General features: G+C 68.8%; 24 protein-coding genes. 7 read left to right on the forward strand and 17 right to left on the reverse strand.

The window, feature by feature from the left end; genetic code table 11:
• Positions 1 to 65: 65 nt before the first annotated feature.
• The gene (locus KCG34_RS23205) at positions 66 to 1,745 is read right to left on the reverse strand and encodes an FAD-dependent oxidoreductase (protein ID WP_211937965.1); all 1,680 of its coding nucleotides are present in this window, start codon (positions 1,743 to 1,745) and stop codon (positions 66 to 68) included.
• A 274-nt stretch (positions 1,746 to 2,019) separates the two neighbouring features.
• Between KCG34_RS23205 and KCG34_RS23210 the strand changes: the two genes are divergently transcribed.
• On the forward strand, positions 2,020 to 3,102 hold the full coding sequence (locus KCG34_RS23210; RefSeq protein WP_211937966.1) for an alginate lyase family protein: 1,083 nt from the start codon (positions 2,020 to 2,022) through the stop codon (positions 3,100 to 3,102).
• Here the strand turns inward: KCG34_RS23210 and KCG34_RS23215 are convergent.
• Positions 3,092 to 4,315, reverse strand: coding sequence for a glycosyltransferase (locus KCG34_RS23215; protein WP_211937967.1), 1,224 nt, complete (start codon positions 4,313 to 4,315; stop codon positions 3,092 to 3,094). The two genes, KCG34_RS23210 and KCG34_RS23215, sit on opposite strands and share 11 nt — an antisense overlap.
• 268 nt (positions 4,316 to 4,583) lie before the next feature.
• Positions 4,584 to 5,297 (reverse strand): TonB family protein, encoded by a 714-nt coding sequence (locus KCG34_RS23220; protein WP_211937968.1) that lies wholly within the window; start codon positions 5,295 to 5,297, stop codon positions 4,584 to 4,586.
• A 159-nt stretch (positions 5,298 to 5,456) separates the two neighbouring features.
• Between KCG34_RS23220 and KCG34_RS23225 the strand changes: the two genes are divergently transcribed.
• Positions 5,457 to 6,311 carry a lytic transglycosylase domain-containing protein gene (locus KCG34_RS23225; RefSeq protein ID WP_211937969.1) on the forward strand — a complete coding sequence of 285 codons (855 nt, stop codon included), beginning with the start codon at positions 5,457 to 5,459 and terminating at the stop codon, positions 6,309 to 6,311.
• Between the two features lie 198 nt (positions 6,312 to 6,509).
• Here the strand turns inward: KCG34_RS23225 and KCG34_RS23230 are convergent, their stop codons facing one another.
• The gene (locus tag KCG34_RS23230) at positions 6,510 to 7,703 is read right to left on the reverse strand and encodes a CaiB/BaiF CoA transferase family protein (protein ID WP_211937970.1); all 1,194 of its coding nucleotides are present in this window, start codon (positions 7,701 to 7,703) and stop codon (positions 6,510 to 6,512) included.
• A gap of 60 nt (positions 7,704 to 7,763) precedes the next feature.
• Complete coding sequence (locus tag KCG34_RS23235) at positions 7,764 to 9,584, reverse strand: ATP-binding response regulator (RefSeq protein WP_249138129.1); 1,821 nt, start codon at positions 9,582 to 9,584, stop codon at positions 7,764 to 7,766.
• A gap of 182 nt (positions 9,585 to 9,766) precedes the next feature.
• Between KCG34_RS23235 and spbR the strand changes: the two genes are divergently transcribed.
• The 3 genes from spbR (at position 9,767) to KCG34_RS23250 (ending at position 12,372) form a co-directional block, all read left to right on the forward strand.
• Positions 9,767 to 10,951, forward strand: coding sequence for a SpbR family protein (gene spbR / locus KCG34_RS23240; protein WP_211937971.1), 1,185 nt, complete (start codon positions 9,767 to 9,769; stop codon positions 10,949 to 10,951).
• Positions 10,952 to 11,192: 241 nt separating this feature from the next.
• Entirely contained in the window at positions 11,193 to 11,972 is a 780-nt protein-coding gene (locus KCG34_RS23245) for an NUDIX hydrolase (protein WP_211937972.1), read from the forward strand.
• 22 nt (positions 11,973 to 11,994) lie between these two features.
• Entirely contained in the window at positions 11,995 to 12,372 is a 378-nt protein-coding gene (locus KCG34_RS23250; protein WP_211937973.1) for a hypothetical protein, read from the forward strand.
• A 196-nt stretch (positions 12,373 to 12,568) separates the two neighbouring features.
• On the opposite strand, the gene KCG34_RS23255 is transcribed toward KCG34_RS23250, so the two are convergent.
• From KCG34_RS23255 to KCG34_RS23265, 3 genes are all read right to left on the reverse strand, one after another.
• Positions 12,569 to 13,069 carry a TspO/MBR family protein gene (locus KCG34_RS23255; RefSeq protein WP_249138130.1) on the reverse strand — a complete coding sequence of 167 codons (501 nt, stop codon included), beginning with the start codon at positions 13,067 to 13,069 and terminating at the stop codon, positions 12,569 to 12,571.
• A 251-nt stretch (positions 13,070 to 13,320) separates the two neighbouring features.
• The gene (locus KCG34_RS23260; protein WP_211937974.1) at positions 13,321 to 13,701 is read right to left on the reverse strand and encodes a nuclear transport factor 2 family protein; all 381 of its coding nucleotides are present in this window, start codon (positions 13,699 to 13,701) and stop codon (positions 13,321 to 13,323) included.
• Between the two features lie 830 nt (positions 13,702 to 14,531).
• Complete coding sequence (locus tag KCG34_RS23265) at positions 14,532 to 15,092, reverse strand: pyridoxamine 5'-phosphate oxidase family protein (protein ID WP_211937975.1); 561 nt, start codon at positions 15,090 to 15,092, stop codon at positions 14,532 to 14,534.
• 123 nt (positions 15,093 to 15,215) lie between these two features.
• Between KCG34_RS23265 and KCG34_RS23270 the strand changes: the two genes are divergently transcribed.
• Positions 15,216 to 15,878: a hypothetical protein gene (locus KCG34_RS23270; protein WP_211937976.1), complete on the forward strand. Its 663-nt coding sequence runs from the start codon at positions 15,216 to 15,218 to the stop codon at positions 15,876 to 15,878.
• Between the two features lie 261 nt (positions 15,879 to 16,139).
• Here the strand turns inward: KCG34_RS23270 and KCG34_RS23275 are convergent, their stop codons facing one another.
• The 3 genes from KCG34_RS23275 to KCG34_RS23285 form a co-directional block, all read right to left on the reverse strand.
• Entirely contained in the window at positions 16,140 to 16,598 is a 459-nt protein-coding gene (locus tag KCG34_RS23275; RefSeq protein ID WP_211940944.1) for an Hpt domain-containing protein, read from the reverse strand.
• Positions 16,599 to 16,712: 114 nt separating this feature from the next.
• On the reverse strand, positions 16,713 to 17,495 hold the full coding sequence (locus KCG34_RS23280) for an NAD kinase (RefSeq protein WP_211937977.1): 783 nt from the start codon (positions 17,493 to 17,495) through the stop codon (positions 16,713 to 16,715).
• A 51-nt stretch (positions 17,496 to 17,546) separates the two neighbouring features.
• A complete protein-coding gene (locus KCG34_RS23285; protein ID WP_367576043.1) occupies positions 17,547 to 18,653 on the reverse strand; it encodes a DUF2336 domain-containing protein in 1,107 nt (368 codons plus the stop codon).
• 172 nt (positions 18,654 to 18,825) lie between these two features.
• On the opposite strand from KCG34_RS23285, the gene KCG34_RS23290 reads away from it, so the two are divergent.
• On the forward strand, positions 18,826 to 19,602 hold the full coding sequence (locus tag KCG34_RS23290; protein WP_211937978.1) for a class II aldolase/adducin family protein: 777 nt from the start codon (positions 18,826 to 18,828) through the stop codon (positions 19,600 to 19,602).
• Positions 19,603 to 19,605: 3 nt separating this feature from the next.
• Here KCG34_RS23290 and KCG34_RS23295 read toward each other — a convergent pair whose 3' ends face one another.
• The 6 genes from KCG34_RS23295 to KCG34_RS23320 all read right to left on the reverse strand — a co-directional run bounded on the left by KCG34_RS23295 (position 19,606) and on the right by KCG34_RS23320 (position 24,996).
• Positions 19,606 to 20,103 carry a c-type cytochrome gene (locus KCG34_RS23295; protein ID WP_211937979.1) on the reverse strand — a complete coding sequence of 166 codons (498 nt, stop codon included), beginning with the start codon at positions 20,101 to 20,103 and terminating at the stop codon, positions 19,606 to 19,608.
• 77 nt (positions 20,104 to 20,180) lie between these two features.
• On the reverse strand, positions 20,181 to 20,612 hold the full coding sequence (gene arfB / locus KCG34_RS23300) for an alternative ribosome rescue aminoacyl-tRNA hydrolase ArfB (RefSeq protein WP_211937980.1): 432 nt from the start codon (positions 20,610 to 20,612) through the stop codon (positions 20,181 to 20,183).
• 6 nt (positions 20,613 to 20,618) lie between these two features.
• The gene (locus KCG34_RS23305; protein WP_211937981.1) at positions 20,619 to 21,125 is read right to left on the reverse strand and encodes a hypothetical protein; all 507 of its coding nucleotides are present in this window, start codon (positions 21,123 to 21,125) and stop codon (positions 20,619 to 20,621) included.
• Positions 21,126 to 21,176: 51 nt separating this feature from the next.
• Entirely contained in the window at positions 21,177 to 21,752 is a 576-nt protein-coding gene (locus KCG34_RS23310) for an NTP transferase domain-containing protein (RefSeq protein WP_211937982.1), read from the reverse strand.
• 48 nt (positions 21,753 to 21,800) lie between these two features.
• On the reverse strand, positions 21,801 to 24,176 hold the full coding sequence (locus KCG34_RS23315; RefSeq protein ID WP_211937983.1) for a bifunctional diguanylate cyclase/phosphodiesterase: 2,376 nt from the start codon (positions 24,174 to 24,176) through the stop codon (positions 21,801 to 21,803).
• 217 nt (positions 24,177 to 24,393) lie between these two features.
• Positions 24,394 to 24,996, reverse strand: a complete 603-nt coding sequence (locus tag KCG34_RS23320; protein WP_211937984.1) for a TetR/AcrR family transcriptional regulator — start codon at positions 24,994 to 24,996, stop codon at positions 24,394 to 24,396.
• Positions 24,997 to 25,020 lie beyond the last annotated feature (24 nt).

Below are 25,020 nucleotides of genomic sequence, written 5' to 3' on the forward strand. Positions count from 1 at the left end.
CGGTTTGCGAACCGCGGGCTGGGTGCGCCGTGGCCAGACCGGTGTCCGATCCTGATCGCCGGGCCCTAGCCCTGGCGAGCATCCTTCAAATGCTGCGCCAGGCGCAAGGCGAGGGCGACGATGACCAGGGTGGGGTTGGCGAAGCCGGATGTGGCGAAGCTGGACGCGCCGGCGACATAGAGGCCCTTGCAGTCGAAGGCCTGGCCGTTGGCGTCGACCACGCCGTCGTCCGCCGAGGCGGCCATCCGCGCCGTGCCGATGTGGTGGCCGCCGATGCGGGTCAGGCGCGCGGCGTAGTCCGCAGGGGCGCGCCCGAACTGCACCTCGGCGGCCTTGCCCGTGGCGAAGCCTTTCTGGATCAGGGGCAGGGCGCGGGCGACCATGTCGCGGTCCTGGGCCGTGGTGCGCCAATCGACGTGCAACCGCGGCACGCCCAGGGGATCGAGCTGGTCGCTGAGATGGACCCGGCTGTCGAAGTTCGGCGTCTGCTCGGCGTTGACGTCGAGGACGTAGTGGCCCCGCGCGTCCCGCAGCACCACGGACGGCAGCTTGCGCTTGGCGAGGTTGCGCTTCCTGACCCAGTTCAGGCCAAAGGCCATCAGCCGGGGCGAACCCAGTACGACATTGGTCAGGTGCCGGGCGAAGAGGGCGCTGCGGCTGGAGGCGAGGCGCCCTGCGGCCTCGCGCTCGGTCGAGGTCATCTTGCGCCCGTATTCGGGAACCAGCAGGTCCTTGACGATGTACATGGCCGACAGCACCGGGTTGCCGTGGCCGGGGTCGGCGATCGAGACGTGGGTCGGGCGGATCAGAAGGCCGCCCAGCTTCTCGCGCCGCTGGGCCTCGGGCGAGAGCCAGATGTAGCGGCGGCAATAGATTCCCTCGGGCGAGCGCTCGTAGTCCAGGCGAACCCTTTCCGCCGCGGCCTTGAACTGGATCTCGCCGACCTCGCCCTCGAGGTGGGATTGATAGAAGCGGCCCACGAGGTCCTTCTCGTTGCCGAGGCCGCAGGCCTTGGCGGAGCGCGAGGCCAGGAGCAGGCGGGCGGTCTCCAGCGCGCCGGCGGCGACCACCACGGTCGGGGCTTCGATGCGGATCTCCGCGCCAGCGGTGGTCTTGGCCAGGACGCCGGTCGCCGCCCGCCCGCCTTCGCTGGCGGTGATCTCGACCACGACGGCGTTGACCAGCACGGTGACCGCCTTGCTGGCGGTGATCTGTTCGCGGTAGGCGCGGCCGAAATGGGTCGGTTCGCTGAAGCGCTCGATGCGGTCCAGGATCACGTCCTCGCTCGCCAGACCCTCGACCATGGGCGCCTGGGAGCCGGGCAGGCCTTCCTCGGCGCGGAACAGGTTCGGCCCGGCCTTGCAGATTTCCAGCGCCCGCAGGTAGTGGGCGGCGACCTCGTCATAGGAGACCGGCCAGCGGCCGCGGGGAATCCAGGGGCGATCTTCGAAGTCGATCGGGTCGAAGGGGATGCAGCGGCCGCCCCAGATAGAGGTAGTGCCGCCGAATTCGCGGCGGCGGTACATATGCACCGGCCCGTGGTCCTCGGGCGAGATCGAGGCGGCGCGGTAGAATTCCTGGGCGCTCTTGTCGAAGCCGTCGCCGCCGGCCTCCAGCACCACGCAGTCCAGGCCCAGGCGATCCAGCTCCAGGGCCAGGGTCAGGCCGGCCGCGCCGGAGCCTATGATGGCGATGCCGGTCTTCAGGCTGCGTGGAGCGCCGTCCTGGCGCGCGTCAAGGATCATGGTCGCCTCGAACTTGAGTCGGCCGGACCGCTCGGCGCGCGCCCAACCATCGAACAACTGCGGTATCCTGCGAAACTTTCGGGCCGCTTGAAAAGAGCGCAGGGAACGAGCCTTGCGGTTCATAGCCGATTTCGGGTGACGAAATGACCATCGTCGGGTTTTCGTTGCACAGGTCGAGCGCGAGGCGGCCAAACAACCGCCACTTAAGGGAACCAAGCTTAGGCGCCGGTGTTTGGCTGGCGAGCCTGCCGGGGCCGAGCCGAGGAGCGCACAGATGATGAAGCTGAACGGGATTCTGCTGGCTGCGCTGCTGGCCGGCGCGGCGACTTCGGCCATGGCCCAGGGGGTGAGGCTTTCGCCGCCGTTCCGCACCGTGCCGCCCCAGGCGGGCGCGCCCGCCGGCAACTGTCCGGCTGTTCCGCCGGCGCCGATCTCGCTGCACGTCGATTCGCCGTACAAGAAGGGCGATCCTACCTTCTCGCATCTCGATCTGCAGGCCGAGGCCGCGGTGGACGCCCTGGTGAAGCCGATCCGCGACTTCTACGTCGCCGTCGACGTCCAGGCCGGCCGCTACACCATGAGCAATGGGGCCAACGAGGCAGCCGGGGCCTGCGCCCTGGCGATGATGGACAGCTGGGCGAGCCAGAACGCGGTCTCGCAACTCACCAACCATGACGCCCACCTGTTTCGCGCCAACATGATCTCGGCCCTGGCGATCGATTTCATGCAGGTCCGGGGACTGAACACCGGCGATCCCGACCAGCGGCGGCGCATCGCCAACTGGCTGCACAGCCTGGCCGAGGACAGCCTGGAGCACTGGCGCAGCCTGCCGCCGGATTCGATGGTCAACCACAACAACCATCGGGCCTGGGCCGCCTTGGCCACCGCGGCGACCGGCGTGGCCACCAACGATCCCAGCCTGCTGCGCTGGGGCGTCGAAAGCGCCAAGGTGGTGGCCTGCGAGGCCGACGGCGACGGGGCGTTGCCGCGGGAGATCGGCCGGGCGGCCCGGGCCAGGCTCTATTCGCTCTACGCCGCCGAACCCCTGGTGATCACCGCCGAGCTGGCCGCGGCCAATGGCCAGGACCTCTATGGCGCATGCAACGGGGCGGTTCGGCGAATCGCCGACTTCGCCCTGCGCGCGGTGGACGACCCGTCGCAGGTCGAGGCCAAGAGCGGCGTGCGGCAGGAGTCGTTCTACAAGCCGGACGGAAGCTTCAACAAGGCGCAGATCGCCTGGGCCGAGGTCTACCATCACCGGTTCCCGGACGCACCGCTGCCGGCCAACTTCGCCGCCGGCAAACCCTATTTCGCGCCCGACCTCGGCGGCGGCATCGGAGCCCTGGTCAACCGCTGACCGCCTGGGCGGGGCTGGGGGCCTGCAGGGCGCCCTGGCCGCGCTCGGCGAGGACGCGGTCGTAGATCGCGTTCAGCGACTTGCCGACCTCGCTCCAGCTCGAATAGGAGCGGTTGACCTCTTCGAAGGCGTCGACATTGGCCTGGTAGATGTCCGCCCGGGTCGCCAGGGTGACCAGGTTGCGGGTCAGAGCGTCGATGTCGCGCATCTGGATGAAGGCGTGCTCGCGCACCGCGTCGGGCACCTTGAGCAGCGAGAAATAGCCGACATCGCTCATGATGAAGGCCTTCTGGTAGCCCAGGCTGGTGGAGAAGGCCCCGCTGGCGTCGATCTCGTGATAGGGCAGGGCCATCAGGTCGCAGGCGCGGATCTCGGCGTCCAGCGCCTCCTCGGTCTTGAACTCGAGGTCGAAGGTGATGTGGTCCTCCTGCCCCTGGTCCTTCACCTTCTGGATGGTCTCACTGATGTCGTAGAAGGGTTTGCCGACGATGTGCAGCTCGATTTCCGGCACGATCTTCCGCGCCCGGATCACCGCCTCGACCAGGTCCTCCACGCCCTTGTAGCGTTTGACCGCGCCCCACAAGAGCACGCGGAAGCGGCCGGGTTTGCGCTGGACTTCTTCGGCGCCGCCGACCTGCAAATGCAGGGGCGGGTGGGTGATCATGTCGATACGGGCGGGGTCCAGGCCCCATTCCAACATGACCTTCTTGGTGTTTTCGGCGTGGGCGATCAGAAGGTCCGCCTGCTGATAGACCCGCACATAGTCGTCATGGGTGTTGAACAGCGGCCGGTGGCCGTGCAGCGGGATCGAGTTGTGCACCGTCACCAGCACCGGGCACACCTTCTGGATCATGCGGATGGCGATGCGGTCGGCGTTGGGCAGGGTGGTCCAGAACAGGTGCACCAGCAGCGGACGGTCGCGCCAGACGCGCGCGGTCAGACGCACCAGGCCGGAAAGGTGCTCCAGCCCCTTGAACATGCGCGCCACCTTCTGCGCCCACTTGTTCTTCATCCGCATCAGGGGTTCGGTGGCGCGGTAGAAATAGGCGTCGTAGATCAGGTCGGTGGGCGGCGGGACCTCCAGCGGGCGAATGGGCCGGGCCAGGAGCCGGATCGGGCGCTTGCCCTCGGCCAGGGCCGATCCCAGATGGAAGTCATAGGCCGCGCTGAACAGCGAGCAATCGACCAGCCAGATCTCGTCACGCGTCGACATACAGGTATCCGCAATTAAGCCCCATCCGGCGAACGGCTCGCGGCGCGCCCGTCGGCCCCCCAGTCTATAGTCGCCTGGTTGACCGGACTTGAACGCGCATCGCGCCGTTTGGCGCCACGGTCGGACGATTGCGTCGCAAAAAGGCCCAAGGCGCCTCACAGCGCCTGGGTTTCGCGCGAACGCGAGGCCCGACACGAGCGACCATACATTGCCGCTGTGTCGGTTTCGATGCGGAATGCCGCCTACCGAGCCTGGCGGGCGACCGAGGTCACTCGTCCAGGCTGAAGCGGATCGGGATCTGCACCACGCCGCCGTCCACCGCCTCGCCGTCCTCGGTGCGTGGGCTCATCCTGAAGAAGGCGGAGAGCTTGACCGCGGCGGGGCCGAAGCCGGCGCCGGCGGGGGTCTCCTGGACCACGCGGCAGGCCATGGGGCGGCCGCCGGCGTTGACGGTGCAGCTGAGGACCGCGAGGCCTGTGCGGCCCTGCTCCAGGGCGGCCGGCGGATAGAAGCGGGTGAGCTGGTCGCCGTTCGGCCGGCTGATCCAGGTGGGGTCGGTGATGGACTTCGGCCCGGTGCTCGGCGGCTGCGGCGGCGTGTACCTGGCGATCTCGACCGGCCCGGTTTCGACCAGGTGTTGGTCGACCTGCGGCGGAATGGGAATGGTGACGACCTTCGCGTCGGCGGGCAGCTCTGGCGTCGGGTGCGGCGTGACGACGCGATTTTGCGTGACGGGCTGCGGCGCGGGATCGGGCGGCAAGAGCTGGGTCCTGGTCAGGACCACAGGCGGCGGATCGTCGGGCTGCGCGCTTTCTTTCCCATATTCCACCTTGATCAGGTACAGGGAGCCAAGGACGGCGACGTGAAACAACACCGAGGCGCCGATACCCAGTACAGCTGTGCGCGAAAGCTTGCGGCGCTGCGGCTTGTCTATGGCCCGCATGAAGTCGAAGCCGCCAGGATTGCTACTGACCGCGATCATGGGAAGATCCTCCGCCCCTGATTATTGTTGAGGGGAAGGGTCCGTCCGGGCGGCTGGGCTGTAAATGGGAGGTTTTCCCGGGTGTTCCGGATACTGTTCCCGCGGGTCGCCGAAACATGGTTAATCGCCGCTTAACCATGATTGCCGAGGCTTGCCGTCATGGCCGTGGAATCAATCAAGGGCGCCGTGGAAGCGGCCATCCAGCGCGCGTCGAGCGCGACCGGGGTGGACTTCGGCTTCCTCTTGGGCGCCGCCAAGCGCGAGAGCGGCTATAATCCCGGGGCCAAGGCCGGCTCGTCAACGGCTGCGGGCCTGTTCCAGTTCGTCGAGCAGACCTGGATGTCGACGCTGAAGAAGCACGGCGCCAAGTACGGCTACGCCCGCTACGCCGACCTGATCCAGCAGGGATCGGACGGCCGCTACCGCATTGACGGCGCCGAGGCGCGCAAGGCGGTGATGGACCTGCGCTTCGATCCGCACGCCGCCTCTCTGATGGCCGGCGAGCTGACCTCGGACCATGCGGCCTATCTGCGCGGGCGGGTGGGGCGCAACCCCACCGCCGGCGAGCTCTACGCCGCCCACTTCCTGGGGCCGCAGGGCTCGGCCAAGCTGATCGAGGCGGTGCAGACCAGCCCGAACACCAAGGCCGCTTCGCTGTTCCCCGAGGCCGCCGCTTCCAACCACAGCATCTTCTATCGCGACGGCCACGCCGCCACGGTGGGCGAGCTCTACGCCAACCTGACCCACGCCTCGTCCGGCGAGCCGGCGCACTTCTCGGCCGTGGCCCAGCAGGCGGCGCCCAGCCAGGACCAGGGTTTCCTGCAATACGCCTCGGCCCGCCGCCTGGACCGCACGGCCCAGGAGGAGGCGATGATCGAGATGGTGCTGCGCGGGCCGCAGATGCCCGACATGAGCGGCTCCGGCGGCGGGTCCGGCGTCGCCAACTCCCTGTTTTCGGCGGACATGCTGCGCGTGTTATCCGACGCCCGCCACGGCCGCAGCAGCGGCGGCTGAAGCGGGTTGAGATTTGCCAAACTCACTACTCCCAAATTCCGCTCATCCCGGCGAATGCCGGGACCCAGATCGTAAAGCGCCGGGCGGGCGGATACTTCCTTGTGGCCTCTGACCGAAAGCCTGCGCCATAGGATCTGGGTCCCGGCATTCGCCGGGATGAGCGGTTGAAAATTCAGATCAATCCGGACTCAGCACGAACTACGCCGCCGCCCCCTCCTTGAACATCGCCTCGATCTCCGCGCCTGCGAAGCCGATCTCGGCGAGGATTTCGCGCGTGTGCTGGCCGTGTCCGGGAGCGGGACCCTTGGGGCCGTCGTCGGCGCCCGGGAAGCGGGCCGGCGAGGCGGGGGCGCGATAGGTTCCGCCGTGACCGTCAGGCATGGCGACGAAGCAGCCCGCCGCTTCGGCCTGCGGGTCCTGGGACAGCTCCGCCGGGGTGGCGATCGGGGCCCAGACCACGTCCTCGGCGTCGAGGCGCGCGCCGGCTTCGGCCTGGGTCATTTGCGCGAAGGCCTCGTCCATCAGCCCGACCAGGGCCGCCGCATTGGCCCGCCGCGCCCGGCCGCTGGCGAAACGCTCGTCGTCGACGTGGGCTTCGACCCGCGCCGCCCGGGCGATATTGGGCCAGTCGGCGCCGTTCTCGCGCGGCACGACGCAAAGCCAGCGTCCGTCGGAGGTGCGGAAGAAATTGGCGAGAGGGCTGATCGCCTGTTCGCGCGGGCGGGTGGAGGCGATGCGGCCCATCTTCAGCTGGATCGCCAGGTCGGTGCTCATGGCGTAGACGCCGGTGCGGATCAGCGAGTTCTCCACCAGCCGGCCGTGGCCGGTGCGGCCGCGCTCGATCACCGCCGCCAGGATCGCCGAGACGGTGGCCAGCGCGCAGGTGTGGTCGCCGACGCCGGTGCGCAGGGGGAACGGCTCCATGCCCTTGGGCGCGGTCAGCGAGGCCATGGCCGAGCGGGCCCAGAAGGCGGCGACGTCGAAGCCCGGCTTGTCGGCCTCGGGGCCCTCCAGGCCATAGCCGGTGATGCTGGCGTAGATCAGCCGCGGGCAGCGCGCGGCGACGGCCTCGTAGTCCAGCCCCGCGCGCTTCAGCGCCGCCGGTCGTACATTGGTGACGAACACGTCGGCCTGCTCGAACAGGCGCAGCATGGCCTCGCGTCCGGCCTCGGTGGTGATGTCCAGCACCGCCGAGCGCTTGCCGCGGTTGTCCATGTCGAACACCGGATTGCCTTCCGAGCCGTCGGTCAGGTGGGCGAAGAAGCGGCGATGCGGGTCGCCGGCGGGCGATTCCACCTTGATCACGTCCGCGCCCCAGTCGGCCAGCACCGCCCCGGTGGCGGGGCCGGCGATGTAGTTGGCCAGTTCGACGACCTTCAATCCCTCGAGCACGTCCGCGTCCCTCCGTCCTTTTTCGCCATGGTGCTTTGACGCGGACGGAAAGGGAAGGCTTCAGGCGATCTGAGCCAGCTTTTGCGGCGGGGCCTCGCCTTCGCGCATGGCCTTGGCGATGGCCCGGGCGACCGAGCCGACATTGACCGGCCGGCGCAGGATGCCGTTGGCCCCGGCCTTGAGGCAGGCCCTGGCCTCCTCCGCATCGCCGTCGATCAGGGTGACGATCGGGGCGGAGGCGACGGGGCGGTCCAGGCTGCGCAGGGCGTCCACCACCTCCGGCCCATCCATTTCCGGCAGGCGGGCGGACAGCAGGACCAGGTCGAGGTCGCAGGTCTGGGCCAGCTCGAAGGCCCTGCGGCCGTCATTGGCGTGCAGCACCTGGTGGCCCAGCTGCTCCAGCACCGCGCGCAGCATGGCCGAGGCCAGGGCGTCGTCGTCGGCGGTCAGGATGCGCAGGGCCCGCTCGCTCGCCTCGCTGCTCTTGCCGCCAGCGGCCGGCGCGGCCTCGGCGTCGAACGGCAGGTCGAAGCGGAAGCAGCTGCCCACCGTGACGGCGCTTTCGGCCGTCAGGGCGCCGCCCATCATTTCGGCCAGGCGCTTGGACAGGGACAGGCCGAGGCCGGCGCCGGAGACGCCCACGGCGGTGCGGGGCACGCGCTTGAAGGGCTCGAAGGCGCGGGCGATCTCGTCGGGCGCAAGGCCGGGGCCGGTGTCGGCCACTTCCAGGCGCAGGCGGTCCTCGCCCAGGCGCTCGGCGCGGATCTCGACCCGGCCGCGAACGGTGTACTTGACCGCATTGGCCACGAGGTTGGCGACCACCTGCCGCGCCCGCGCGGGGTCGCCCACCGCGGCGCCGGCCAGGCCCTCCTCGACGTGGCAGGAGAGTTCCAAGCCCTTTGCAGCCGCTATCGGGCGGTAGGCGCCGACGATCTCCATCAGCAGCCTGGCGGGATCGAACGGGCGGGTTTCCAGGGTCAGGCGGCCAGCCTCGGCGGCCTCGGTGTCCAGCGTGGCGTTGAGGGCCTGGATCAGGTCCTGGGCCGAGGCCAGGGCGGCGGCCATCTGCTCGCGCGAGGGGCCGCTGCGGGCGCCGGCGTTGACGGCGGCGGTCAGCACGTGGACGACGCCGGTCAGGCCGTTGCGGATCTCGTCCGACAGGGTGGCCACCAGGTCCGACTTGGACCGGGCCAGGGCCTCGGCGTGGTCGAGCGATCGCGCCCGCTCGGCCATCAGCGCCTCGCGCTCCGTGGCCAGGGCGAACTGGCGGCGCAGCAGGCGGTTGAAGATCAGCGACAGGGCCAGGACCAGGGCGATGGCGCCCAGGGCCACCCGGCCCATCGGCCGGGTGCCGGGGTCCAGCATCAGCGCCAGCACCGGCGCGGCGCTCGCGGTCGGGCCGACGATCAGCAGGCTGGGCAGGTAGGGCGAGGCGAAGAAGATGCAGGCGGCCGCCCCGCCCACGGCCACCAGCTCGATCGCCTCGCGCCCCGGCCCGGCGTGCAGGCCCAGGACCGCGACCTGGGCCACCGCGCCGGCCCAGAGCAGGCCGGCGACGACCTGGATGCGGGCGCGAAGGCCGATCTCGGCCCGCCGCTCAGGATGGCGCTTGAAGATGTCGACGGCGGCGTAGAACACCGCCCAGTTGACGGCGAAGATCAAAAGGCTGCCGGCCATCCACAGGCGGTTGGCCGCATAGCTGCAGGCCCAGGCGAAGATCGGCAGGGCGATCAGGAACAGGGCGAGGGCATAGGGGAGCAGGGCCGCCTGGGCGTCCAGCGCCTGCAGGGCCATGGCGCCCGAGGCCCCGGTGTCGAGGGCGCCCGTCTTTGGGCCGCCAGCATCCCGGCCGCTTGAGGCGTTTGGCCGCAGTTTCGACAAGACTAACGCCTCCGACGCCCTAAACCCCGCCAGGCTAGCCGGACCGGGTTCCAACGTCGTGAAAAGACGCGGTTAACAAGGCCCAGCGGAGCCGTAGTCACAAGCAATCGTTAAGCACGCCGGGGCCATGGTGCGCCCGAGAGCGACCTCTCTCGGGCTACGGGATACTTGGGGGGCAGGCGATGGCGATGACGCGCGCGGCGCTGACCGACATCGACATCCGAATGCTGGTGAAGGGCGACACGCCCGACGCCAGGGCCAGTGCGGCGCAGAAGATCTGTAGCCGCATGGATCAGGCCGACCTGGACGACGAGGATCGCGCCAAGGCCCAGGACATCCTGCGCATCATGGCCGGGGACGCCGCCGAGCTGGTGCGCAAGGCGCTGGCCGTCACCTTGCGCGAGTCGCCCCTGGTGCCGCGCGACGTGGCCATGCAGCTGGCCCGCGACGTCGAGAGCATCGCCCTGCCGATCCTGTCCTTCTCGCCCGCCTTCACCGACGCCGACCTGGTGGAGATCGTGCGTATCGGCGGGCCGGTGCGCCAGGTGGCGATCGCCAGCCGGCCCAAGCTGTCGGAAAAGGTCACCACCACCATCGTCGAGCATGGGGTGGAGCAGGCGGTGAAGACGGCCTGCGCCAACGACAACGCCCGCTTCGCCGACCGCACCCTGCAGGCGGTGGTCGAGCGCTTCTCCAAGTCCGAGGCGGTGCTGGCGGCGGTGGCCTATCGCCGGGTGCTGCCGCTGGCGGTGACCGAAAAGCTGATCGCCGTGGTCGGCGACGAGCTGCGCGACCACCTGATCAACCACCACGCCCTGCCGCCGGACCTGGCGCTGGAGATCGCCACCGGCAGCCGCGAGCGCGCCACCGTCGACCTGGTGGACCAGGCCGGCCGGGCGCCGGACGTGCGCAGCTTCACCCGCCACCTGAAGGCCGGCGGGCGGCTGACCGCGTCGCTGTTGCTGCGCGCGCTGGTGCAGGGGCACATGACCTTCTTCGAATGGGGCCTGTCGGAGCTCGCCGGCGTGCCGCATCACCGGACCTGGCTGATGGTGCATGACGCCGGCCCGCTGGGCCTGCGCGCCATCTACGACCGGGCCGAACTGCCGCCCCGGCTCTATTCCTGCTTCCGCGCCGGGGTCGACGCCTATCACACCATGGAGGCCGAGGGCGGCGAGCTGGACGCCGAGCGCTACCAGGAGCGGCTTCTGGAGCGCTTCCTGACCCAGCCCCGCGCCGCCGCGCCGGAGGACATGGACTACCTGATGGACAAGCTGGACCGCCTGCGCGCCGAGATCGGCCGCATGGACCGCGCCGTGGGCGAGCCCGGCCCGGCGGCGGAGCCGGATGCGTTCCAGTACGTGTGAGGCCCGGCCGGGCTACAAACCTTCCTCATCCTGAGGCGCTCGGCGCGTAGCGGCGAGCCTCGAAGGACGCACGGAGCCGCCGCTGCGTCCTTCGAGGCCCGCTGCGCGGGCGCCTCAGGATGAGGAGTTTTTGTGCGGCCGCCGAGCTGGCGCCGCCCGCCTGCGCGGGGATGAGCGGGATCAGGATGCTTGATCTCCCCTGCGTCGCTCCGCCACCATGGCGGCAACGGAGGAAACAAGCATGAGCGAACCAGCGACCGTCCGGCCGGCGGCGACCATCCTGTTGGTGCGGGACCAGCCGGAATTCGAGGTGCTGATGGTCAAGCGCCATCACCAGATCGACTTCGCCTCGGGCGCCCTGGTGTTTCCGGGCGGCAAGACCGACCCCAGCGACCACGATCCGGCCTGGGAGGCCCTGAGCGTCGGCTGGGCCGAGACCCCGGCGGACGAGCGGCCCCTGCGCATCGCCGCGATCCGCGAGGCCTTCGAGGAGGCCAGCATCCTGGTGGCGCGGCATCCCTCCGGTGACGTGTTCCATGGCGACGAGCGCGCGGCGGCGGCCCGGGCGGCGGTTTCCAAGGGCGAGGAGAGCCTGATGGGCCTGGTGCGCGAGCTTGACCTGCGCCTGGACCTGCCGGCCCTGACCGTGTTCGCCCGCTGGATCACGCCGACCATGATGCCCAAGCGGTTCGACACCTGGTTCTATGTGGTGCGCGCCAACAGCGATCAGCTGGCGGTCTGCGACGGCTGGGAGACGGTGGACGCCGAATGGATCGCCCCGGGCGAGGCGATCCGCCTGGCCCAGGCCGGCGAGCGCACGGTGATCTTCCCCACCCGGATGAACCTGCAGCTCTTGGCCGAGGCCGAGAGCGGCGAGGACGCCGTGCGCCGGGCAGGGGCGCGGACCCTGGTGACCGTGCTGCCCAAGGTCGAGAGCCGCGAGGGCGAGCAGGTGCTGGTGATCCCGCCGGACGCCGGCTACGGCGCGGTGGCGGAGCCGCTGGCGGCGATCAGGGGGTAGGGGGGTGGCGCGCCGGGCGGGTGTGTCGACCCGATCGCTGCAAATCGGTCTGGGCGCCGTCTTCTTCGGCCTCGGAGGCTGGTGCGTCGTGGCGCCGGCCAGCATGTTGGCGCTGTGCGTCCGGCCGCAGTTCCAGTCGCAGGCGGTGATCGTCCCGATCCTCGCCGGCTGCTTCGGCGCGCAGGCGATGATCGCCGGCCTGTTCGCGGTGTTTTCGCGGTTCAGCCGCACGACCTTCCTCGCCTACGGGATCGGCCTGCTGCCCTTCTTCGCCTTTGACGCTTACTTCTATCTGGCCAGGCCGATCCTGACCGAAATCGGCTTTGCCTCGGACCTAGGCGGCAACCTGATCATGCTGGCGATCTGCTGGGCGGGTTGGCGGACGGCGAGCGAGGCGTGAGCGGCCCTCGACGATCACAGCGCCGTCCCCTCAAGGCCCAAAGCGGGCCAGCAGGGCGGCGACGGAGGTGACCAGGGCGCAGGCGATTGCAATCAGCAGGGGCATGGCCGCACCATAGGCGCCGCGCCGTGTGCGGCGAACTTAATTTTCAATTATAGCGAAAGTGATCGGCGCTTTTGTTCCGAGACCTGGCGCGTTAGTTGAGCCGCCATATCTCGAAATTGAGGGCCGACGCGAAGGCCACCCAGGCGGCGTAGGGGATCATGATCAGGCCGGCGGGACGGTCGATCCGCAGGAAGGCGATGGTAGTCGCGATCACCAGGGCCATGAGCGCGGCGATGTCCGCCAGCGCGAGCCCCGGCTGACGCAGGCCGAAGAAGATCAGCGACCAGGCCAGGTTCAGGGCGAGCTGTGCGGCGTAGAGGCCGAGCGGCAAGCCGACCGCTTTGCGGGGACCGGTGCGCCAGACGCGCCAGGCCGCCAGGGCCATCAGGACGTAGAGCATGGTCCAGACCGGCCCGAACACGGCGTTGGGCGGGTTGAAGGACGGCTTGGCCAGGGTTGCGTACCAGCTGCCCACGCTCGAATGCGTGGCGAAGCCCCCGACAGCCCCGACCGCCAGGGCGATCGCGATCGAAGCCGCCGCGGGCAGCAGGCCGCGTCTTGCAGGGGGATCCATGGTCGGCAGGGTGCTCAAGGGGGGGCTCGATCTGATGGGTGTGCGGGGCGGAACCTGTAACGCCAGGGCTGGGACCTGGGCTCCATGGCGGGAGACTGGTAGCCGTTGCTAGTGGCCGTGCAGCTGCCAGTCACCGTTCGGGGCGAGGGGCGTTTTGATCTGGCCATGACGCGTGGACAGCGTTCAACGGCGACTTTCGGCGCCCGGCTTGTCGGGCGAGCTATAGCCGTCATCAGAGTGAGAAGTCGCCGGTTCCGATCAATCATGGATCATTCGGCGCACGTGGGCGTGCCCTGATGAAAGACCAACTGCCACCGATCGCCGACCAATTTCCAAATGGAGCTTCTCAGCGAGCGGGCGTCTGCGACGCCTTCTCGTCTCCGCAAATGGCAGTAAGTCAACAGAACCACGCCCTCGGCGAGGGGCCTGAGTTCAAATCCATCATTGCTCATCTCCGCCCACGCGCCGACGTTCTCTGCGGTTAAGGCCGAAATGACGGATTCTTTTTGATAAACCTGGCCAGACGCGGTGAACTCGAGAAAATCATCCGCCAGGATCGACGCGAATACGTGAGGTGAATGGCGCGTCGCAGGATCAATAATTTGCTGCTCCAACGATATGAGCAACTCAAGAGCGCCGGGCGCTGTCATAACCTTCTCCACCATCTCCGGCTGCGATCATCTTGGCGAGTTCTGCGACCTTAGGCGTCACAGTCAAGCGGGCCGAAAGGCCGCTCGCCACCCGCAGTCGCCGTTGGGAGCGCCCGAATCCGGCACGGACGTCTCGCAGTCGGCCAATGGCAAGTTACCGGCGCCGACCTAACGGTGAGAATCGACCCCAAGCGGAAGTTCGCGCCAACGGGTGGAACATGAAGGGGCGTGGGTTATTGTGAGTTCAAGCCCGGCTGGAAGAACTTATTGTGTGCGACTCGCCAGACATTGCACTTGTTAATGTAGCATTGAACCACGCCGGCATCGTTTCCAATCCGAATTATCCTTGCCCCTCGGTAAATACGTGCCAGCCCGAAACTCTTTGGATCGGCTATGATCGTTTGTTCGGTAACGCAGTGACTGGAAATTATTGCTCCGGCGTATAGGCCCGTAAGATTGCAATCGGGAGGTCCACTATATTTATCTGCGGCGAACATTTTTGCAGGGTTTTGATCGAATTGCGGAGGCGGCATCACCAATCCAGCAATCAACATGCCGAGACCTAAAAGAAAGCATGTTGCAAATATAATCATGCCAGAGCGCGTCTTGGGAATTGCCACGCTATATCCTCGATCTTCGAAAGCTATCGTCTTTCCGCGCCAAATCACGACTACCTGATCATACGCCCCCTTTCCACCCATCTCCTCCCTTGGGGAGGTCCGCTATGGGGCGGCAAGGTCGCGGCGCCGTCGAACGGCGAGGTTCTGAAGCAGGGTCACGGCCGGTTAAAGAGCTCGAAGCGGCCTCCTGCGCCGGCCCGGCGGCAGAGATCATGTCGCTCCGCCTGGGGGCGAGAGGCCGGGGAGGCCGTCTATGGAGGCGGCGTTGCTTTCGTAGCGCCGCGCCGCCCACTCGGGGTGCGGCCTTGCGTCGACCCAGCGTCGCAGCTGGTCCCGCTCGCCCTTGAAATCGAAGAAGGGAACGCCCCAGCCGCAGCTGTCGGCGATCCGGGTGAGGCGCACGGTGATGACCGCGCGGGCGCGCTCGAAAGCGGGAAAGAGCTTCATCCTCTCCGCAAAGCCGGGCTCGTCGAAGCCGCAAGCCTCGCCCTGTCCATACAGGCGCAGGATCATCGCCGGTCCCTCGAAGGCGCAGAACATCAGCGTGATGCGCCCGTTTTCGCGCAGGTGCGCGTGGGTCTCGATGCCCGAGCCGCCGAGGTCGAGATAGGCGACCGTCCTGGGGTCGATGACGGCCAGGCTGTCATAGCCCTTGGGCGAGAGGTTGACCGACCCCTCCGCCGACAGGGGCGCCGACGCCACGAAGAACAGCTTCTGGCGGCGGATGAAATCGATCAGCTTGTCGTTCAGTTGGTCGTAGACGGCGGACATGCGCGCTCTCCCCCGAGTCCCCGGCGATCCTGCCATGCTTTGGGCGGATGGCGCACGCAGGTCCGCTCGCGGGTGGGGGTGTTCTTGACAAGCTTGCCGAAAAATGTTCCTATTTGTCACATCATGCATCAACCAGAACCCTCCGACTTCGACGACGCCACCGCGGCGGACCCCGTGTCCACCGCGGCGATGGCGCGTGGGGTGGCGGAGCGGCAGGTGGCGTTCCTGGATCGGCTGGCCGAGGCGGGGACGCGGATGGCCGAAGCCCTGGCCCAGAGGACGGTCGAGGCCGCGGCGGGCGCCGGGGATGTCGAGGGACTGGACCGGGCGTTCCAGAAGGTCACGCGGGCGGTGCGGCTGACGCTCGCCTTGCAGAGCAAGGTGATCAAAGACCTGACGACGCTGGAGGCCGGGAAGGCGCCCCCGGCTGAGAAAGTGGCGGCGGAAGACCCGCTGGAGCGGCGTCGGCGGCGGATCGCGCGGATCGTCAATCGCGTAGTGGCGGATGATGAAACCACGGCCTGGAAGGCCGAGCGGCTCTGTGGGCGGGCCTGGGAGCGGCTATCCGACGAGGACATCTATGGCGATGTGCTCTCCCAGCCGATCGGCGTGGTGATCGAGATGATCTGCCGGGATCTGGAGATTCCGGTGAACTGGGTGCATCTGGCCCGCGAGGCCTGGGCCGTCGAGGAGATGGCGAGCGGCGATGAAACCTCGCCGTTCGTGGCGTCGGACGGGGCCTATGTGCGGCTGTTCAGGCCGCCGCCTATGGCTGGGGCGCCGTGATTTCCCTTCTACCTCCCCCCTAACTTCGTCATCCCGGCCGGAGCGCTCGATAGAGCGCGTAGAGCCGGGACCCAGCCGCACTAGCCTCGACGCTGCGATCATTTCGCGTCGAGACCGGAACTGCTGGGTCCCGGCTCTCCAGCCCGCTGCGCGGGCCTCCGGCCGGGATGACGGGGGTGGGGGAGGAACACAAAACCCTTCCCCGGGGGCCGGAGAAGGGTTTGTGGAACCTGTGTGGAAGGAAGCTTGGAGATCCGGCCCTCAGGCCTCGTATTCCTTGACCTGCTTTTCCAGCTCGCCCAGCAGCACCTTGGCGGTGGGGTGGTCATCGTCGCGGACGTTGCCGCGGACGGCGGCCTTGATGGCGTCGATGTGGGCGTCGACCAGGAACAGGGGGGCCTTGAGGCGGGTCACCGGGTCGTCGGTCAGGCGGCACAGGGAGGCGGCGATGCGGGTCACCAGCGGGTAGCCATAGGTCGAGCCCAGGCCCTTCAGGTCGTGGGCGCGGAAATACAGGGTCTCGGCGGTCTCGGCGTTGTAGCCCTCGGCGCGGACCTTCTCGCGGGCGGCGTCCAGCTTGGTCAGCTCGTCCTGCATCCACTGGTCGAAGTTCGAGGACAGGCCCTTGAGCGCCGCTTCGGCCTTGGCCAGCGCCGCAGGATCGATTCCACCGAGCCGACCCCCAAGTTTCAGCTTGAGATTATTCGACGGTGGTATCATCTGGGCAGGCTGATGGCTCACGGGCGATTCTCCACTGGGCACGCCGAATCTGTTGGCCGATAAACTAGCCACAGAACTTTCCCATCCCAACCTTAACAAGTGGTGAGACCGGCCCTAGTCGGTGAACTGCTCGGCGAGCACTCGCTCTTCCAATCCGCGTCCGGCGTCGAACAGCATCGCCAGTTTCAAATCGCGATTTTCAACGATTTCAACGCGTTCTATGTCGCGGACTTCGTAGTTGTCGGCCACGGCCGAGACCGGCCGCTTGTCCGCCTCCACTACTTCTACGGTAACCTTGGCCGTGTGCGGCAAAAGCGCGCCCCTCCATCGGCGAGGCCGGAAGGCGCTGATCGGGGTCAGGGCGAGCACACGCGCATCGAGGGGAATGATCGGGCCGTGCGCCGAAAGGTTGTAGGCGGTCGAGCCCGCCGGGGTCGACAAAAGCACCCCGTCGCAGACCAGCTCGTCCATGCGCACCTTGCCGTCGATGATGATGCGCAGCTTGGCGGTCTGGCGGGTCTGGCGCAGCAGCGAGACTTCGTTGATCGCCAGGGCCGACTGGCGCACGCCGTCGCGGCCGGTGGCGACCATGGCCAGGGGATGGATCACCGCCGGCTCGGCGGCGTTGATCCGCTCCAGCAGCCGGTCCTCGACATATTCGTTCATCAAAAAGCCGACCGAGCCCTGGTTCATGCCGTAGATCGGCCGGTCGGAGCCGAGGTTGCGGTGCAGGGTCTCGAGCATGAAGCCGTCGCCGCCCAGGGCCACGACGACCTGGGCCTCGCTTTCGGCGAGGTCGCCATAGCGTTCGGCGAGACGGGCCCGGGCCGCCTGGGCGTCCGGCCGGTCGCTGGCCACGAAGGCCAGGCGCGTGATCTTGGCGGGACGCACGTTCATCGGGGGGCGCGGGTCATGGCCGAATGACATGAGCCGCCCTGATGGCGCTTGTCAAACCTCGGAAATGGCTTTGCGGAAGGCGGCGGCCGCCAGATCGGCCTGATCCGGCCGGAAAGCGTCGAAGGCGCGGCGTGCGCGCTGGGCGTCGCCGCCCGGCTTGCCGGCGTTGGCGTTCCTGACCAGGCCCAGCAGGGTGGCGAAGGCGCTGCGGTCGACGCCCACCCCGGCGCAGGCCAGGGCCAGGTATTCGGGCCGGTCGAGCTCGGTCGCCTTCTTGACGTCCTTGAGGGCGTAGCCGCCCAGCGTCGCCAGGGCGGCGCGGAACAGGGACATGCGCTGTTCGCGCAAGGACCGCAGCAGGTAGCTGGATTTGAGCTGGCCGGCGGCGTGCAGCTTGGCGATCAGCCGCATGTCGACCTCGTCCTGGTCGTCGATCACCAGCGGCTTCCAGCCGTCGACCTTGATGGCGCCCGGATGGGCGTGGGCCTCGCCGACCGCTTCGGCCAGCGCCTTGTCGAGCGCTGCGGGATCGACGCGGAAGCGGGTGACGATCGCCGAGCGCAGCGACTGGCCGACCCACAGATAGAGCCGCTCGGCCAAATCGCCGGTCAGGCGCGGGTGGCGCACCAGGGGCGAGCGCATGCCGGTGATGTGCTGGCTGGCCTCGACCAGGGCCCCCATGGCCTCGGGCGAGACCTCGGCGGTGTCGTTTGAGGCCAGGGCGGTCAGGACGGCCGGCTCGGCCTGGCTGAGGATCGATTCCACCACCGGCGCGCTGATCGCCGGGCGGCGGGCGACCTCGATCTGGTGCTCGACCGTGGCCTCGACCAGGATGCGGACGAGGTCGGCGTCCTTGAGCACCGGGCTGGTGGCGATCACCGGCCGGGCGATCTCGATCTCGTCGCGGGCCAGGAGGTTGACCAGGGATTCCGGCGGCCATTCGGCGTGCGACAGGCGCTCGGCCAGGGCCAGGCGGATGTCGTGCTCGGCGTCGGCGACCAGGCTCATGAAGATGGAGCCCAAGAGTTCCTGGATCACCGGGTCGTTCGGGCTGGGCCGGGTCTTGCCGCAGAGATCCGCGATCGCCAGCATCAGGCGCTCGCGATCGGCCGGCGCGCGGCTGCGGGCCAGCTCCCTCAAATCTCGGGCCGAATGCACGGCGCCCAATCAGATCCTCCGCGAATCCCAAGGCCCACAAGATGTGAGACTCGCGTGAAGACTACCCTAACATAGGGTTTAGCGGCGCCCGCGGCCTTGACGCGGGGCCCTGCGGGCGCGAGTCTGATCGCAGATAACCCACCTGAAACTACTCGATCTTCAGGAGATCGCCATGGCCGACGGATCAGTCGCGAACATCACCTCCTTGCGCGGCAAGGTCAGCGAGGAGGAGTGGAAGGCGCGGGTGGACCTGGCCGCCCTCTACCGGCTGGTGGCCCTGCATGGCTGGGACGACGCCATCTTCACCCACATCTCCGCCCGCCTGCCGGGGCCGGAGCATCAGTTCCTGATCAATCCCTACGGCATGTATTTCGGCGAGATGACCGCCTCGGCCCTGGTCAAGGTCGACCTGGACGGCAACATCATCCAGGAGACGCCCTACTTCATCAATCCGGCGGGGTTCACCATCCACTCGGCCATCCACGCCGCGCGCGAGGACGCCCACTTCGTCATGCACCTGCACACCGACCAGGGCGTGGCGGTGGCCGCCCAGGCCGAGGGGCTCTTGCCCCTGTCGCAGCACGCCCTGATCGTGATGCCGTCCCTGGCCTATCATGACTACGAGGGCATCGCCCTGAACCTGGACGAGCGCGAGCGCCTGGTCGCCGACCTCGGGACCAAGAACCTGATGCTGCTGCGCAACCACGGCACCCTGTCGGCCGGCTCGACCGCGGCGGAGTGCTGGATGGGCATGTTCTACCTGGAGCGCGCCTGCAAGCAGCAGGTGATGGCCCTGTCGGCCGGCCGCGACAAGGTGCTGATCGCGCCGCAGGCGGCCCAGGCCGAAGTGTCGAGCCAGATCAGCCGCGGCATGGGCGCCATCGGCATGCTGGCCTGGCCGGGCGCCCTGCGCTCGCTGGACCGCGCGCTGCCGGGGTATGACGCTTAGGCTTTACTTGGCCGGCGTGGTCTGAACCGCCAGGTAGCCGATCAGATCCGCCCGGTCCTTGGGGTCCTTCAGGCCGGCGAAGGTCATCTTGGTGTTCGCGATCATGGCCCGCGGGTCGGTGATCCAGGTGTTGACGTGGTCGGCGTCCCAGGTGAACGACTGGGCCTTCATGCCATCGGAATAGTCGTAGTCGGCCTTGCTCCCGGCCTTGCGCCCGAACACGCCGTAGAGGTTCGGCCCGGTCATGTTCGGCCCGCCCTGGGTGGCGGTATGGCAGGCGGCGCACTGGGCGAACTTGTGCTTGCCGTTCTCCAGGTCGGCGTTCTGGTAGGCGGCCGGCAGGGTCGCCAGGATCGCCTTGGCCTGCTCCGGCGTCGGCTCGCTGGGCGTCGCAGCCGGCGCGGCGGCCTGTTCCGGCGCCGAGGAGGCCGCCTGCTGTTTGTTGCAGGCGCCCAGCAGGGCGACGGCGGCAAAGACCAGAACGGCGGGCGAACGGCGCATGGATGGGCTCCTGAAGCCTTGGCGGAAACGGCAGGGAACCTAGCGCGGCTACGCCATGACGCAACGCCTGATCGGGGTCAGTCTTCGCCCCGCGGCCGGCCGCGCATGCTCTTCACCCCGGCGCGCCGCGTCTTGCCCTCCAGCCGCTTCAGCTTGGAGGCGTAGGTCGGCCTGGTCGGGCGGCGGGCCTTTGGCCGGTGCGCGGCCTGGCGGATCAGGTCGACCAGGCGCGCCAGGGCGTCCTGCCGGTTCATCTCCTGCGAGCGGCTGTTCTGGGCGAACAGCACCAGCACCCCCTCCTGGGTCGCGCGGCTGCCGGCGAGCGCGATCAGCCGTTGCTTGACGTCCTCCGGCAGGCTGGGCGAGGCGGCGACGTCGAAGCGCAGCTCGACCGCGGTGCTGGTCTTGTTGACGTGCTGACCGCCAGGCCCCGAGGCGCGGACGGCGCGCCAGGCGATCTCGTCCTCGTCGATGGAGAGCGAGGGGGTGATTTCGAGCGGGGTCGGCATCGGGCTTTAAGGCGTCAGGCGCACCTGCTGGGTTTCGCCCAGGCGCAAGGGAACTTCTTGCATCACCGCGAATTCCTCCTGGCCGCGCACCGGATGGTCCAGCCGCACCCGGGTGACCACGAAATAGATCCCGGCCTTGAGGTTCGAGAAGGCGAAGCGGCCATCGGCGGCGCATTGGGTGGAATCGACAAGAGGTTCGGTGGAGGGCGGCGCCTTGGCCGCCCGCGCCTTGACCGTGGCGATCGAGGTCATAGCGTGGCTGGCGGAGCCATAGAGGGCGGTCATGCGCGCACGCGCGCCAGGCGTGGCGGCCATCAGGGCCACCGACTGGCCGGCGCAGGTGGCCAGGGCGCCGCTGGCGGTGTGGAAGGCGCCGAAGCCGGTGATCGAGCCGTATTCCATCGTCGGTGGCGGCGGGGGCGGCGGCGCGGAGACGGACGGCGCCGATGGGCCGACCGTCTCGCAGCCGGCCAAGAGCAGGGCGAACAACAGGGTGTAACTGGCCCGGGACATCGAAAAGGCTCCAAACGCGGGGGTTGACCATATCGGTCCGCCCCGGCCGCGTCACCTGGGGGGCTTGGGCGGCAGGGATGCGCGCTCGGCGGGGGTGTTGGCGCCGGACAGGCGCGCCTCGGCGCCGTCCGGGCAGGGCAGTCGCGCCAGGCCCAGGCGCTCGGCCAGCCGCCGCAGGGGCCAGTCCGCTTCCGCGTCCGGCGGCAGGGGCGCGCAAGGCGCCGTCATCGGCAGGGGAAAGCCTTCGAACATCGCCCCAGGGGCCGGCGCCGCCAGCAGGGGCGCCAGGTCTGTAGCGGTGAGCGTCGGAGCGTCGACCGCCAGCACCAGGCCGCGATCGAAGCCCTGGGCGGCCAGGGCGGCGAGGCCGGCCAGCACCCCGGCGACCGGGCCGGCAAAGGGGCTGGGATCGGGCACGAACGGCAGGCCGTAGTCGCCGCCGGCGGTCAGCACCAGGGCCGCGCCGGCCTCTCGTGCGGTCTCCGCCACGGCGTCCACCGCCCGGCGGCCGCCCCAGTCCAGAAGCGCCTTGTCCGCGCCCATGCGGCTGGAGCGGCCGCCGACCAGGATCACCGCGCCGAAGGGCCCGGCGGAAGGCGGTTCTGAGGTGGTCGCGCGGCTGGCCATGCCCCAAGCTTGTCCCCGATGGGGGCCAGGGCGCGCAAGAGGTTGTCGCTATCCGGCGGCGGCGCGCGCCGGCTCCGCCTCGTCCTCCAGGGTGGTGAAGGCGCTGATGTCGCCGGGCTTGCCGAACAGGAATCCCTGCGCCTCCGCGCATAGCTCATTGGACAGGAATTCCAGCTCGGCCTGGGATTCCACCCCCTCGGCGATCACCGTCAGGTTCAGGCCTCGCGCCAGGCCGACGATGGCGCGCACGATGGCCGCCGCCTGGTCGTTACAGTGCACGTTGCGCACAAAGGACTGGTCGATCTTGATCTTGTCGAAGGGGAAGGCGCGCAGGTTCGACAGCGACGAGTACCCGGTGCCGAAGTCGTCCATGGCGATCTTGACCCCCAGGGCCTTGATCTGGCGCAGGGCGTGGAGCGCGTGGCCGAAATCCTGGATCAGCGCGGTCTCGGTGATCTCCAGCTCCAGCCGGTGCGGGGCGAGGCCGGTCTCCAAGAGCACCTCGTGCACCAGGCTGGCGAGGCTTGCGGAATGCAGCTGAACGCCCGAGAGGTTCACCGCCACCTGCAGGGGCTTCTCCCAGGTCGCCGCCTCGCGGCAGGCCTGGCGCAGCACCCATTCGCCGATGGTCAGGATCAGGCCGCTCTCCTCGGCGATGGGGATGAATACGCCGGGGGACACCAGGCCGCGGGCGGAGTGGTTCCAGCGCAGCAGGGCCTCGAAGCCGAACACCTCGCCCGAGGGGATGGTGGTCTGGGGCTGATAGACCACGCTCAGCTCGCCGCGGGAAATGGCGTGGCGCAGGTCGAATTCGAGCACCTGGCGCTCGCGCAGCTCCGCGCCGATGCCGGCCTCGAAGAAGCGGTAGGCGCCGCGACCGTCCTCCTTGGCGCGATAGAGGGCCGCGTCGGCGTTGCGGATCAAGGTGCTGGGCGTGTCGCCGTCGCCGGGATAGAGGGCGATGCCGATGCTGACGCCGACCAGGGTCGACTGGTCCTCCAGTGTGAATTCCGGGATCAGCGAGGCCAGGATCTGCTCGCTGAGCAGGGCCAGGTCGCCAGGCCTGCAGGCGCCCAGGCGGATGATCGCGAACTCGTCCCCGCCCAGGCGGGCGAACACGTCGTCCTCGTCCAGAAGTTCGGAAACCCGGGAGCCGACCGCCTGCAGCACGGCGTCGCCGGCGGCGTGGCCGAACACGTCGTTGACCTGCTTGAAGCGGTCCAGGTCCAGGCACAGCACGGCGAACGCATCGCCCTTGCGCCGGTGGCGCTCGAATTCGCGTTCCAGCCGCTCGTTGAAGTGGGCGCGATTGGGCAGGCCGGTCAGGGCGTCGTGATGAGCCAGGAAGCGGATCTGGGCCTCGGCCTGGTTGCGGGCTCTGAGGTCGCGCACCGCCACGCCCTGATGCGGCTTGCCGCCATAGGGCATGGTGCGGGCGATCAACTCGACGGCGATGGGTTCGCCAGACCGGGAGGTCAGGGTCGTTTCCAGCCGGGCGCCTTCGGCTCCGTCGAGAGGCTCCAGGGCGCCTTCGTCGAACAGGGCGTCCAGGCGGGTCCCGATCAGCTGGCCCTCGGCCGCGCCGATCAGAGTCTCGAAGCTCTTGTTGGCGGTGACGATCACCCCCTCGTCGCAGACCACCAACCCCTCGACGGCGGCGTTGGCCAGTTCGTGCAGCCGCCGGCGTTCGCCCAGCCGCTGTTGGCGGTCGTAGAGCAGGGCGGCCAGGCTGACGATCAACAGCGCCAGGGCGCCGGCGGTGACGCCGACGGCCACCCACGCGTCAGGCATGGCGCTGCGCGCGACGAGTACGCTCGGATCGGGCGCGATCGAGGCCGCGCCCATGGCGGTGAAGTGCAGGCCGCAGATGGCGAGGGTCAGGAGCAGCGCTGCGGAGGCCTGGGCGCGCAGGGCGCCGCCGCCGCGATGGGCGACGCTCAGGGCCAGGGCGCCGAAGGCGACCCCGAGGACGATCGAGGCGGCGACCAGGCCGAAGTCCCAGCCCAGGTGACCCTCGACCTCGAAGGCGGCCATGCCCAGATAGTGCATCACGCCGATGGCGAGGCCGACCATGGCCCCGCCACAAGCGGGCGCCGCTGCGAAGCGGCGGTCGGAGGCGAGACTATAGGCCAGGCCCAGGATGGTGATGGCGGCCGCGAGCGACAGCAGGGTCAGGCCGAGGTCGTAGCCGGTCCGCAGGTTCGGCTCGAAGGCCAGCATGGCCACGAAGTGGGTGGCCCAGATGCCGATGCCGGTGACGATGGACGCGCCGGCGATCCAGACCACCCGCCGCCAACCGCTGAGGCTGGTCAGGCGCGGCAGCATGGAGACGGCGGCGGCGGAGGACAGCAGGCAGACCGTGGCGGCCAGCAGCACCAGGCGGAAATCATGGTGCTGTGTCAGGCAGGCATAGACTTTGAACATGACCCGGCTTCGTTTCGCGCGCGCTTCTGCAGGTCGCTACGAACTAGGCTGTGACCCTCCACGAAATATGAATGCGTGTGGGTCAGGCGCGGTGACGGCTTCGGCTGAACCCTATGCTTTTCAGTGTCTTCACATCGGAGTACCGGAGGCGCCTGCGACAACTTGTCAGGCCGCCAAAGCCTTCAGCATACGGTCGAAAGTCGCATTTGCGCCGAGATCAACCTGCGGCGCCCGCCGCCGCCAGCGCCTCGCGCACCCGGGCCAGGGCGGCCTCGGCCGGGGCGGTCTCGCCGAGGAGGTCGAAGGTGCGATAGAGGGCGAAGACGCAGTGGCCATGCACAGTGGCCACCAGCGATCGGGCCAGGGCGATCGCCTTGGCCGGGTCGGGCGAGGGCAGGGCGGCGGCGATCTCGGCGGCGACGATACCCATGATCTCAGTGGCGACGTCCTGGTACCACTGCGGCGCTGGCCCGCCGTCGGCCATGTGGTGCTCGTAGACCGCGATCCAGCTCTTGGGATTCTCCTCGGCGAATTCAAAGTAGCCGCGCACCAGGGCCTCGATGCGCCCGGCGGGATCTGCGGCCGCCAGGCGCTCGCGCAGGTCCTGGGCCCAGAGGCGCAAGGTGCGCGCATTGATGGCCACCATCAGCCCGTCATAGCTGCCGAACACGTTGTAGACCGTGCCGATCGAATAGCCGGCGCGCTTGGCGACATCACGGGCCGAAAACTTTGCCAGGCCCACCTCGGCCAGCTGGCGGCGGCCTTCGTCGACGAACAGGGTCTCCAGTTCGCTGCGGGTGTGGTCGGATCGGCGGCCCATCTTCACTCCAATTGAACACTGTTC

This window comes from Phenylobacterium montanum, assembly GCF_018135625.1.
In the GTDB taxonomy this organism is placed as follows: domain Bacteria; phylum Pseudomonadota; class Alphaproteobacteria; order Caulobacterales; family Caulobacteraceae; genus Poindextera; species Poindextera montana.